This is a genomic window from Cytobacillus sp. FSL H8-0458 (assembly GCF_038002165.1).
In the GTDB taxonomy this organism is placed as follows: domain Bacteria; phylum Bacillota; class Bacilli; order Bacillales; family Cytobacillaceae; genus Cytobacillus.
The window spans coordinates 60546-71097 of record NZ_JBBOBR010000002.1 but is presented as its reverse complement, the minus strand read 5'-3'; the positions used below and the strand labels follow the sequence as shown (position 1 = coordinate 71097).

Here is a 10552-nt window from a genome sequence, read left to right as displayed (position 1 = left end):
ATGATAAACCTTGAATTCCACTTCTATAACCAACCCAAAAACAGAAGCAATAACTCATAGCATTAGAAATATGAAAGAGAATTTTTATGATGATAGCTTAGACCTCACACGTATTGCAGAATCTGTTAATTTAAGTCCGTGGCATTTTAATAGAGTGTTTAAACAAACGGTAGGTATTCCGCCAAAAAAGTATTTAATGGCTCTTAGATTGCTTGAAAGTAAAAAGCTATTACTGGAGTCTGATTGGACCTCAACGGATATTTGTTTTGAAGTAGGCTATAACAGCTTAGGTACTTTCACTTCCAAATTCTCAAAAGAGGTAGCTGTTTCTCCTAATAACTTTAGAAAGAAAAAGGACAATCAGTATTCTTCCTTCGAAGGTATTAGTTATGGGGAAGGTCGTTATGGAAGCGTTCAAGGTCAAATCATAGTTCCTGAGAATTTCTCAGGAACTATTTTCTTAGGTGCCTTCACTTCAGCACTTCCTTCAGGTATACCTTCTTCATGCTGTGTGATTAATGCAAATTCTAATAGAGAGTTTATACTTCGAGATTTACCGGTCGGTAATTACTATATATTTGCAGCTGGGTTTAATCATCAAGTTCTTGCCGATAGTGTTCTAGCTTCCCAGAACTTTCTAAGAGCTCGACACTCTAAATCCATACAGATAACAAAGAAGCAAAAAATATCTCTAGAGTACGGTTTGAAATTGCGCTCTGAACAGGAGACCGATCCTCCGCTACTTGCATCTTTACCGCATATATATGAAAAAATTATTGAAATCATGAAAGATAGCAATTTTGAAGAAACAAAGGTTTTATCCAGTTGATAAACTTAAAGTACCAAATCGCGATTGGTACAAAAATTTTTACTTGGAGGAATGAAAAATGAAATACACTCTTCACTTAACAATGACTCCTTTTGTTGGTCACACACTTAATTCTCAAGAAGCCACTCAGCTCATTACTTCGCTTGTAGAATTCACTAAAGATGTTGAAGTAGGGTATGTTAACGCTGGAAATAGAGCAGCGACACTTGTAATTGATACAGAGAATCCTCAGGATCTAATTAAAAAAGTTGTTCCTTGGTGTATTGTTACAGGAGAACATCCAAATGTTGAACCTGTAGTAGGCTGGGATGATTTTGTACAGTCTCTTGCAGATATCTCCGGAGTTGATTTACAGCAAATTAAAAGTAATAATGGTGCTCCAGAAGGCTGCTGCTCTTCAGCGAAAAACATTTCGGAATTAAAGCCATTCAGTATGCCAGTTGGCGGTGAAGATCTTCTGGAATTTATGGCATGGGATACAATCGAGGTTCCAGGTGTAGGAGAAGAAACGATTGAGCTGAAAGGAACTTATCAGATTGAAAGGCAGCATCCAACTTCTTCCGATTGGAATGAAGCAGAAATCGACATCAAAATGAAAAAATTAGATGTAAAAGGAGTTAGTGAAAGACTTGGCAGAGTTGAAGTTTCTACAAATAATGAATTTCAGCAGTCCCAAGGAAGGGTACAGAAGGGGACAGCTTTTACAGAAATTCCAACAGGCGGAGCAAAACTGTGTGAAATGAATAACTTTGCAAAGTTTAATCTGCCGGATTTGGGATTAACCGCGTTCAATAAAGAGCCTATCGAATTAAAGCATACAATTACTCATGTCCCTCCAGTTGGACAGGGAGGCGGCACAGGTGATGTCAGAATTCCATTGTTTAATGTGGAAGATCCGGATGGCGAACCGGTTGCCTATTTAAAAAAGGTAAAGACACACATTGGAGACTTCTGTAAAGGCCATTCCGAAGAAGAAAAAGAATCAGGAAATCAGCATAATCACCAACATTGATGATCATAGTAAAAAAGTACCTTTTGTAAAATTCTAAAAATTCTATATACCAACCTCCCTCCCGAAATGGTAAAATAAGTTAGTGTTATTCTACCATTAGGAGGGATTTTTTTGTCTACTACATCTCAAAATAAGGTTCTATCAAAAGATGTTGTAATTAATGCGCCATTATCTTTAGTTTGGCATGCCTGGACTATTTCAGATCGTGTTTCTAAGTGGTTTGCCAGTGATGCAATCGTAGAACCTAAAGAAGGCGGAGCGTTTGAACTTTACTTTGAACCAGGTAACACTACTGGAATGTGTACAAAAGGCTGTAAAATTGAGAAGCTCATTCCTCAACAAGAATTAAACTTTCAATGGAAGGGTCCTGATCAATTCGATGAACTTATGAATAAAGGTGAATTGACATTGGTACAAGTAAGCTTCAAAGAGATTGATGAAAATACAACAGAAGTAAAAGTAGATCACACTGGGTGGAAAAATGGAGAAGAGTGGGATCAAGCATATAAGTGGCATGAGATGGCCTGGTCCGGTGTCCTAAGCAGCTTAAAATCTTCTCTTGAAAAAGGTGAAGGTGAACTCTGCTGCCAACCAGAGTAATTTTAAAAAAGAAAAAAGCCTCATAAATACATTTTGTATTTCATGAGGTTTTTTTCATACTAGTAGGAATATCTCCATCGTTAGGCCAGCTTTTTACATTATTTAACTCCAAAAATGGATGTTTATTTGTTCTTTCTTCGCTTATCCAACTAACCTTTGTTTTTCCCTTGTTGTGTTTATATACAAAAGAGAAATATCAGATTGACTGTGGCCTAACTGATTCATGATTAAAGGGATGTCACCGCTGGTTTGCTCCGCTAAATTAGTTGCATGGCGATCTTTTTTAAACCAGGAAAGCAATCTTCCTTTGGTATATTTCATTTTAAGGAAAACTTTGTTGAGAAAACCCCTTTCTCAACAAGCTGGGAGCGATAAAATTTCGTACCTCTTCTCATTCCTTAATTAGCGGCAGTTTTTTGTTCCTGTCTCATTTCATACCAGCGTTCTCTGGCCATTTCAATTAATTTTGGCTCAGTGGAGCGGCTTTGCAGTTCAATTACTTTTGAAAAATATTTTACAGCCTGTTCAGACTGATGTGTTCTTCGGGATAACTCCCCAATCAGATAAAAAATCCTCGTTTCAGAAATAGATGACCCTTTAAAATCATCTGACATATAAGACTCCACATATTCCTTTAGAGAAAACTTCAAAAAGCGCTGTTCCTGATCATCATTCTTCATACCCCTGTAAAGCCAGGCGAGTCTGACATGTAAACCAGCCATAATAATATGCTTCTCCCTTTTTAAAGTTCCGCAATATATAGCCAGCTTATAGGTGTTGACTGCCCCAATGATGGATCGATCCTGGCAATAATCCTGGGGAATCCAGGCACTTGCAACTTTAGAATGGATCATATCAAGTGCTCCCGGCGGGAAATAGGGAGAAAAATCTTCCGATTCTGAGTAGCCGCAATGCGGGCATGTATTAATATGATAGAAAAGAGGGTTCATGCTTTCATCAGAATAATTAGGGCAGAAATCACTGTCATAATCAGCTGCTTTTACAAATCTGGAGCGGAGTTTTTTAGTGGTGAAACTCTGTTTGCAGACTCTGCATACGCATTTTTTATCATAAGTAGGCTTTAATTGCTGCATAGAATGCCACCTCCGAGGAAAATAATTATGACCATTATACCACAACCGGTGTGTTTTATGAGTACAAAGAACTATCGCGTGGGCTGTCTCAGAAAAAATTAGAAAAAGTAAAAGCCTCTTAAGTTGAGCACATACCTTTTACTGTATATACTATGATTATAGAAGTATCCTTACATGACAGGAGGGAATAACATGGAAAAAGTTGTGGATATAACAGAAGCAGCAGCTTTGCATATAAAAGAAATGATGAAACAAAATGAGGAAGAAGATGCATTCTTGCGTGTAGCCGTTAAAGGAGGCGGGTGCAGCGGGCTTTCCTATGGAATGGGGTTTGCACACGAAGCCGAGGAAGATGATATCCAGTCAGAGCACTATGGAATTCAGGTTCTTGTCAGCAAGGAAGACGCACCTATCTTAAATGGCACAAAAATTGATTATAAACAATCTATGATGGGCGGCGGATTCACAATCGACAATCCCAATGCCATTGCAAACTGCGGCTGCGGATCCTCTTTCCGTACCGCTGCAAATACAGGTACACCGGAAGAGTGCTAAAATAACATAGCGCATAAAAAAAGGACGGTCCGAACGGGCCGTCCTTTTCTTATCTTATTTGCCAAACATGGAAGAGCTGTGCATTGGCTGTACTTTCGCCTTTGGATCAATGTAGGATTTTGCGTGATTGACGGCAGTTGGCGCTTCACCGAAACCGCAGGCAATAAGCTTGACTTTTCCGTCGTATGTGCAGATATCGCCGGCCGCATAGATGCCTTCGATGTTAGTTTCCATTCTGGAGTTAACAACGATGGAGTTCTTTTCGATATCAAGACCCCATTCCTTAATTGGGCCAAGGGAGGAAACGAATCCGTAGTTAACGATTACAGCATCAACATCAAATACCTCTTTCTCCTTTGAAGTGACACCTTCAAGTACGACTTGGCTGATTCCTTCACTGTCACCAATAAGCTCAGCAGGAACATAAGGTGTTTTAATTTCAACTTTAGAGTTCTGCAGATTTTCTACACTGTGCTCATGCGCGCGGAATTTATCGCGGCGATGAACAATCGTCACTTTCTCAGCGATAGGCTCAAGCATCAATGCCCAGTCCACTGCAGAATCCCCTCCACCGAAAACAACTACTTTTTTGCCTGCGAATTGATTTAAATCATCAATAAAGTAATGAAGATTTTTGCCTTCGTATTGAACTGCACTCTCAAGTTCAAGACGGCGAGGCTGGAAAGCGCCATTGCCGGCAGTGATAATGATGGTTTTTGAATAATGCACTTCTTTATTGGTTGTAAGCTTAAATGTTCCATCAGCTTGCTTTTCTAACTTTTCAACAGATTGTTCAAGTGATACAGTCGGCTCGAATTTAGCCATTTGTTCCTTAAGGTTATCAATTAATTCCTGGGCGCGGACTTTCGGGAAGCCGGCAACATCATATATGTATTTTTCAGGATAAAGAGCAGATAACTGTCCCCCAAGCTGCGGCAAGCTTTCAATAATTTTTACTGATGCTTGTCTCATGCCCCCGTAGAAAGCAGTGAATAAACCAGTTGGCCCCCCGCCAATGATGGTTATGTCATACACTTTTTGATCTTCTTTCATGCAATATCCCCCCACGTATGTATTGAAATTCCACTCTTTATTTTAACATAAATCGTTTGAAACCTCACGAACAGAGGTAAATATTATGAATAATTGGAAGATTTCAAGCGGAATACATGGAATAAAAATACGTATATTTTTTTAATTTTTCCTAAAATTTTTAAGTTTTTCGTCTTTTTTTTTAGGGTTGAAAAACTATATGAAGTAGAATAAGATTAATGGAGGAATAATGTTAATATTTTATGACAATTTTTTTGAGTTTTTTTGTATTGTTTCGTGAATAAAATCACAAAGTTTTTTTATGTTTTTTGCTATAAAAAATATAAAGCAGCGGAAGATAAGAAAACATTAGAAAATACTTAAAAAAGGTGGAAGTGATACACTTGAGAAAGCCAAAGATTGTAATCCTCGGTGGAGGCTACGGCGGTTTGATGGTTGCAACCCGTTTGCAGAAATCTGTAGGAACAAACGAAGCGGAAATCGTTTTAGTGAATAAGAATGACTACCATTATGAAACAACATGGCTGCACGAGGCATCAGCCGGAACTCTTCATCATGATCGTGTACGCTATGAAATAAAAGATGTTATTGACCGCAACAAAGTTGAATTTGTACAGGGCACTGCTCTTGAAATTAAAGCAGAAGAAAAGAAAGTCATTTTGGAAAACGGCGAAATTGACTATGATTATCTGGTTGTTTCACTTGGAGCCGAGCCGGAAACATTCGGCATCAAAGGACTTAAGGAACATGCATTTTCGATTGTCAATGTAAATGCTGCACGTCAGATCCGCGAGCATATTGAATATCAATTTGCTACTTATAATACAGAAGCCGAGAAAAAAGACGAGCGCCTGACAATTGTTGTCGGCGGTGCAGGCTTCACTGGGATTGAATTCCTTGGAGAATTGGCAAACCGTGTTCCTGAGCTATGCAAAGAGTACGATGTAGACTACCATAAAGTCAAAATCATTTGTGTGGAAGCAGCTCCAATGGTTCTTCCAGGCTTTGATCCTGAGCTTGTTAATTACGCTGTATCTCACTTGGAGAAAAAAGGCGTACAATTCATGATCGGAACAGCAATTAAAGAAGCTACCCCTGAAGGCATCATCGTTGGCAAGGGCGAAGATGAAGTAGAAGAAATCAAAGCTGCAACAGTTGTCTGGGCTGCAGGTGTACGCGGAAATTCTATTATTGAAAATTCCGGCATTGAAGCAATGCGCGGCCGTGTAAAAGTTCAGCCTGATTTGCGCGCTCCTGGCCATGATAATATGTTTATCATCGGAGACTGCTCATTAATCATCAATGAAGAAATTAACCGTCCATACCCTCCTACTGCACAAATTGCTATGCAGCAGGGTGAAGTATGTGCAAGAAACATTACAGCTTTAATCCGCAATAAAACTGAGCTTGAAACGTTTACACCGGATATTAAAGGTACTGTATGTTCTCTGGGCGAACACGATGCCATCGGTGTGGCATTCGGAAAGAAAATGGTCGGGACTAAAGCTTCATTCATGAAGAAGATGATCGATAACCGTGCTCTTTACATGGTTGGCGGACCATCTCTTGTATTGAAAAAAGGTAAATTCAACGTTCTTTAATCAATCAGCTATCATTTATATATAAGGGATGGACTCTAAAGTCTGTCCCTTTTTTTAATGGTGCCTTTTCTCGTGATAGAATACGTAAAAGGGGGTTTTAGAATGGGAGTCGAACATAAAAGGGGAAAAGTGTGGCTTGCGGTTTCCGGGCTTGTTATTTCTCCTGAAGGCAATTGGCTTGTCGTAAAAAAGAAATACGGAGGCCTTAAAGACAAATGGTCTTTGCCGGCAGGGTTTGTAGAACCAGGTGAAACGGCTGATGAAGCTGCAGTGCGGGAAGTAGAAGAGGAAACCGGAATAAAATGTACTGTCAAAGGCCTGCTTGGATTGCGTACAGGTGTCATAAGAGGAGAAGTCAGTGATAATATGATCTTGTTTTTGCTTGAAGCTGAGCCTGAACAATCATTAAAAGTTCAGGAAAGCGAACTTTTTGATGTGCAGTTTCGCAACCCGGTAGAGCTTGCAAATGATCCGAATGCATCAGTTCTTTTAAAATACATATTGAATTCTTCGGATTCGTCTATCAAACCTTTAATTAACGGCATTAATCCAGGGGATACTTTCGGCTATACAGCATATAACCTATTTTTATAATTTTCTGAAATTTAAAGATAGAACGAGATATCAGAAGTAAATAATGCTTGTATGCGTTTCCAACGATAGTTTTTCAAGAAATATGGAGCTTTTCATTTATTCAAATTCTTGATATATTATCAGAAAATTCAGTTACGTAAATTCAAAAGGAGATGAATGAAATGACAGCTAAGAAATATGAAAACAAAGAGTGTATGTATTGTTCAGGTAAAGGGTATTTTCAATTACTATTAGGCGGATCTGAAACCTGCAGCTGCTGCGGGGGGACAGGAAAGAAAAAGGAATAAAGTGAAACTTCAATCAGTGGGGGGCTTTATCCCCCACTGATTGTTAGTTGAGGCCCACAGGAAGTGGGTCACAAAGACGTTGCCACAGGATGTGGCAACGTCTTTGTTCTTCTTTTCGGGCCTTTACGGGCAGTTTGACCCCCACTTATCCTCATTAATTCCGCTGGGGGTCTTACTGCCCGTTAGACTGCGATAAACTTTAAACTTCGCGGACTGCGAAGTTTTTCTTTTCATTAGCGGGTGTACTGACACACCCGCTTTTCCTGTTGACTCCCCAATCCACATTAAAGTACACTAATTATTGATGTGTTAAGGGAGGAAACAAGTTCATGCAAATGACGATTTTCGTTTTGCCTATTTCAATGCTTCTGTTTTTTGTGCTGTTTTTTGGGATAGGTTTTATATTAAATATGCTGTTAAGAATGTCTTGGATTATGGCTATTATTTATCCGGTTATTGCCATCTTTATCATCGATAAAGTTCGTTTCATTGAGTATTTTCAAAAACCGGGCGCATCGTTTTCCAGTCTTGGCGTTGAATTGTCCAGCCTCGCTCTGGCTGACATACTTATACTCAGCAGCGGAATGGCAGGCGCCATTGTTGCCGGAATTACGATTAGACTGCTCCGTAAAAAAGGATATCGGATGTTTTAAATTGATGATGAAATCTCTGCCGGCTGCAGGGATTTTTTTTTTTTTGATTAGTGTGATCAAATCGGGCAAGCCTTTGGCATTACTGGTTTTATCCTGTCTGAAATCGGCTGCTGGAAGCCTTTCTCTCCCATAAGTTATGAATATTTCTATCGAAGAAGGGAAATGACTAACTTTGGGAGGAGTGTAAAAGATGAGCAAATTTACAAAATGGATGAAACGTACAGTAATGTCAGCCTTATTTATAGGTGCATTATTGACAACTTTTCATTCGATTTCCGGTGTGGAAGCAAGATCAATTATTCAGCTGCAGCAAAATGCTGAACAAGCTGGCGAAAATGGAAATTCAAAGTTTGAACATACATTAAAATCGGTTGGCGTAGCATTTAAGTTTTTGAAGCAGGCCGTGAGCCTGGAACCGAAGATTTCTGCGAGTGAAGCTGTGGCAATTGAACAGGCGCCGACCTTGGAAGAATCAATTGACTGGTCGCAGTATCAGAAAAAGCAAGTAATTGCTACAGGATATACCGCTTTTTACGAGTCGACGGGAAAAAATCCGGATCACCCGTCCTTTGGTATTACATACTCAGGTGTTAAAGTTAAAAGGGACTTATACTCTACCGTCGCAGCAGATTTAAATGTTTTTCCGATTGGAACGATCCTGTTTATTCCTGAATATGGGTATGGTGTTGTAGCAGATAAAGGCGGTGCCATTAAGGGGAATAAATTGGATCTCTATTATGAAACGGTTGATGATGTTTATAATAATTGGGGAAAGAAAACGCTCGATGTTTATATCGTTGAAATGGGCGATGGAACCCTTACGGAAGAAGATTTAAGGTTACTGAATGAAAATGAAGCCATGCAGGTCTTCAGACAGCAATATATTAAATCTGAGAAAAAATAAACAGCAGATGGAGGCAAATCCGATACAATGAACGGATTTGCCTTTTTGTGTTAACAAATAGAAAATGCCTGCGGATGGATCTTTTCCGCTAATTTAATGGCCCCTTCAATCAGCCGCGGTGAAGGCCTGCAATACAGTTCTTCTTCCAGAACCAGGATTCTGTTCTGTTTTACTGCTTCCATTTCACTCCAGCCGGGACGTTTCAGGACAATCTCCGGATTTACCTTTTCTCTTCTGACACCGACCCAGGCGAGACAGATATAATCCGGCTGCCGATTCAGGATATCTTCCCAATCAGTCTGGACACTTGCAAGCTCAACATCAGCAAATAAATTCCGTCCACCGGCTATTTCACTGATTTCCGTCAGCCAATTGACCTTGCCTGGTGTGAATACAGGCTTTGGCCACCATTCCCAATAGAGGCTTGGTTTTATTTCAATCCTGCTTGAGATACGCTTAAGTTCCTCTATTTTTTCAGTAAATTGTTTAGCCGCCAAAATCCCTCTCTCTGGCCTCCCAATTTTTTCAGCAGCAAAAACCAGGTCATTTGCAATATCTGTGAGACTTTGGGGATTTAAGACAATATGCGGAATCTGCCTTTTTTCAAGCTCTGCTACATTCTTTTCCATGCCTGGAACACTCAGGGAGGCAAGCACAAGATCCGGTTTCAATTCCTCCACTTTATCCATATTAATAGACAAGTCAGGACCCAGCCGGGGCAGATTGGAAATTTGCTCCGGCCAATCCGAATAATCGTCCACGCCCGCAAGCATATCAGTCAATCCCAAGTATTCCACTAATTCCGTATTGCTTGGGCATAAAGAAAGGATTTTCATTCACATCACACCCTTTAGGAAAATAAATAATGAAGCCCTAAGGTTAATAAGATTCCAGTCAGGCCGCCAAAGAGTACTTCTATCGGCTTATGGCCCAGCAGCTCCTTCAATTCTTTCTGTTTTTCCCGGCCTGCTTTTTTCTGCCATGTCTTTGCTTCTTCAACGAATTTATTGAAGTCGGCAACAAGCTGGTTTAATACAATCGCCTGTTCCCCGGCCTGGCGCCGCACTCCGGTAGCATCAAACATGGTGATAATGGCAAAAACAGCAGAAACAGCGAAAACAGCGGAATCCATTCCGGTCTCAAGTGCCACCCCGGTTGAAAGGGCAGTTACTGCAGCCGAGTGTGAGCTTGGCATTCCGCCTGTACTGGTTAAAAGGGACCAATCCACTCTTCGGGTGGCAATAAATTGAATGGGCACTTTTACAAATTGGGCAAAGAAGATGGCTGCCAAAGCAGACCATAGAGGGAAATTTGTCAATAATTCCATGTGAGACCACCTTTGGGTTTTATGATACTCCATATTTGACTTC

13 protein-coding genes are annotated in these 10552 nt (G+C 40.0%); 9 read left to right on the top strand and 4 right to left on the bottom strand.

Annotated elements, in window-relative coordinates; all coding sequences use genetic code 11:
- Positions 1-10: 10 nt before the first annotated feature.
- The 3 genes from NYE23_RS21720 to NYE23_RS21710 all read left to right on the top strand — a co-directional run bounded on the left by NYE23_RS21720 (position 11) and on the right by NYE23_RS21710 (position 2441).
- A complete protein-coding gene (locus tag NYE23_RS21720) occupies positions 11-829 on the top strand; it encodes a helix-turn-helix transcriptional regulator (protein ID WP_341081017.1) in 819 nt (272 codons plus the stop codon).
- A gap of 58 nt (positions 830-887) precedes the next feature.
- Positions 888-1841 (top strand): DUF6073 family protein, encoded by a 954-nt coding sequence (locus NYE23_RS21715; protein WP_335687189.1) that lies wholly within the window; start codon positions 888-890, stop codon positions 1839-1841.
- 111 nt (positions 1842-1952) lie between these two features.
- Complete coding sequence (locus tag NYE23_RS21710; protein ID WP_335687192.1) at positions 1953-2441, top strand: SRPBCC family protein; 489 nt, start codon at positions 1953-1955, stop codon at positions 2439-2441.
- A gap of 398 nt (positions 2442-2839) precedes the next feature.
- Here NYE23_RS21710 and NYE23_RS21705 read toward each other — a convergent pair whose 3' ends face one another.
- Positions 2840-3535 carry a DUF2225 domain-containing protein gene (locus tag NYE23_RS21705; protein WP_341081010.1) on the bottom strand — a complete coding sequence of 232 codons (696 nt, stop codon included), beginning with the start codon at positions 3533-3535 and terminating at the stop codon, positions 2840-2842.
- A 192-nt stretch (positions 3536-3727) separates the two neighbouring features.
- Here NYE23_RS21705 and NYE23_RS21700 point away from each other — a divergent pair, with 192 nt between their 5' ends.
- The gene (locus NYE23_RS21700) at positions 3728-4090 is read left to right on the top strand and encodes a HesB/IscA family protein (RefSeq protein ID WP_341081006.1); all 363 of its coding nucleotides are present in this window, start codon (positions 3728-3730) and stop codon (positions 4088-4090) included.
- 54 nt (positions 4091-4144) lie between these two features.
- Here NYE23_RS21700 and NYE23_RS21695 read toward each other — a convergent pair whose 3' ends face one another.
- Positions 4145-5143 carry an NAD(P)/FAD-dependent oxidoreductase gene (locus tag NYE23_RS21695; protein ID WP_341081003.1) on the bottom strand — a complete coding sequence of 333 codons (999 nt, stop codon included), beginning with the start codon at positions 5141-5143 and terminating at the stop codon, positions 4145-4147.
- 383 nt (positions 5144-5526) lie between these two features.
- Here NYE23_RS21695 and NYE23_RS21690 point away from each other — a divergent pair, with 383 nt between their 5' ends.
- From NYE23_RS21690 to NYE23_RS21670, 5 genes are all read left to right on the top strand, one after another.
- Positions 5527-6744 carry an NAD(P)/FAD-dependent oxidoreductase gene (locus tag NYE23_RS21690; protein WP_341081001.1) on the top strand — a complete coding sequence of 406 codons (1218 nt, stop codon included), beginning with the start codon at positions 5527-5529 and terminating at the stop codon, positions 6742-6744.
- 102 nt (positions 6745-6846) lie between these two features.
- Entirely contained in the window at positions 6847-7338 is a 492-nt protein-coding gene (locus NYE23_RS21685) for an NUDIX domain-containing protein (RefSeq protein ID WP_341080998.1), read from the top strand.
- Between the two features lie 161 nt (positions 7339-7499).
- A complete protein-coding gene (locus tag NYE23_RS21680) occupies positions 7500-7625 on the top strand; it encodes a YuiA family protein (RefSeq protein ID WP_159867914.1) in 126 nt (41 codons plus the stop codon).
- A 329-nt stretch (positions 7626-7954) separates the two neighbouring features.
- Positions 7955-8278: a YuiB family protein gene (locus tag NYE23_RS21675; protein ID WP_341080996.1), complete on the top strand. Its 324-nt coding sequence runs from the start codon at positions 7955-7957 to the stop codon at positions 8276-8278.
- A 190-nt stretch (positions 8279-8468) separates the two neighbouring features.
- Positions 8469-9182: a 3D domain-containing protein gene (locus tag NYE23_RS21670; protein ID WP_341080995.1), complete on the top strand. Its 714-nt coding sequence runs from the start codon at positions 8469-8471 to the stop codon at positions 9180-9182.
- Positions 9183-9232: 50 nt separating this feature from the next.
- On the opposite strand, the gene NYE23_RS21665 is transcribed toward NYE23_RS21670, so the two are convergent.
- Both NYE23_RS21665 and NYE23_RS21660 read right to left on the bottom strand, forming a co-directional pair.
- Entirely contained in the window at positions 9233-10018 is a 786-nt protein-coding gene (locus NYE23_RS21665) for a cobalamin-binding protein (protein ID WP_341080990.1), read from the bottom strand.
- 14 nt (positions 10019-10032) lie between these two features.
- Positions 10033-10509, bottom strand: coding sequence for a divergent PAP2 family protein (locus NYE23_RS21660; RefSeq protein WP_061793504.1), 477 nt, complete (start codon positions 10507-10509; stop codon positions 10033-10035).
- Between the last annotated feature and the right edge of the window lie 43 nt (positions 10510-10552).

Excerpts from the sequence above, each read along its gene's own strand:
- NYE23_RS21705 (WP_341081010.1), bottom strand. The coding sequence starts at position 3,535 with ATGCAGCAATTAAAGCCTACTTATGATAAAAAATGCGTATGCAGAGTC.
- NYE23_RS21675 (WP_341080996.1), top strand. The coding sequence starts at position 7,955 with ATGCAAATGACGATTTTCGTTTTGCCTATTTCAATGCTTCTGTTTTTT.
- NYE23_RS21700 (WP_341081006.1), top strand. The coding sequence starts at position 3,728 with ATGGAAAAAGTTGTGGATATAACAGAAGCAGCAGCTTTGCATATAAAA.
- NYE23_RS21660 (WP_061793504.1), bottom strand. The coding sequence starts at position 10,509 with ATGGAATTATTGACAAATTTCCCTCTATGGTCTGCTTTGGCAGCCATC.
- NYE23_RS21665 (WP_341080990.1), bottom strand. The coding sequence starts at position 10,018 with ATGAAAATCCTTTCTTTATGCCCAAGCAATACGGAATTAGTGGAATAC.
- NYE23_RS21715 (WP_335687189.1), top strand. The coding sequence starts at position 888 with ATGAAATACACTCTTCACTTAACAATGACTCCTTTTGTTGGTCACACA.
- NYE23_RS21685 (WP_341080998.1), top strand. The coding sequence starts at position 6,847 with ATGGGAGTCGAACATAAAAGGGGAAAAGTGTGGCTTGCGGTTTCCGGG.
- NYE23_RS21680 (WP_159867914.1), top strand. The coding sequence starts at position 7,500 with ATGACAGCTAAGAAATATGAAAACAAAGAGTGTATGTATTGTTCAGGT.
- NYE23_RS21670 (WP_341080995.1), top strand. The coding sequence starts at position 8,469 with ATGAGCAAATTTACAAAATGGATGAAACGTACAGTAATGTCAGCCTTA.
- NYE23_RS21695 (WP_341081003.1), bottom strand. The coding sequence starts at position 5,143 with ATGAAAGAAGATCAAAAAGTGTATGACATAACCATCATTGGCGGGGGG.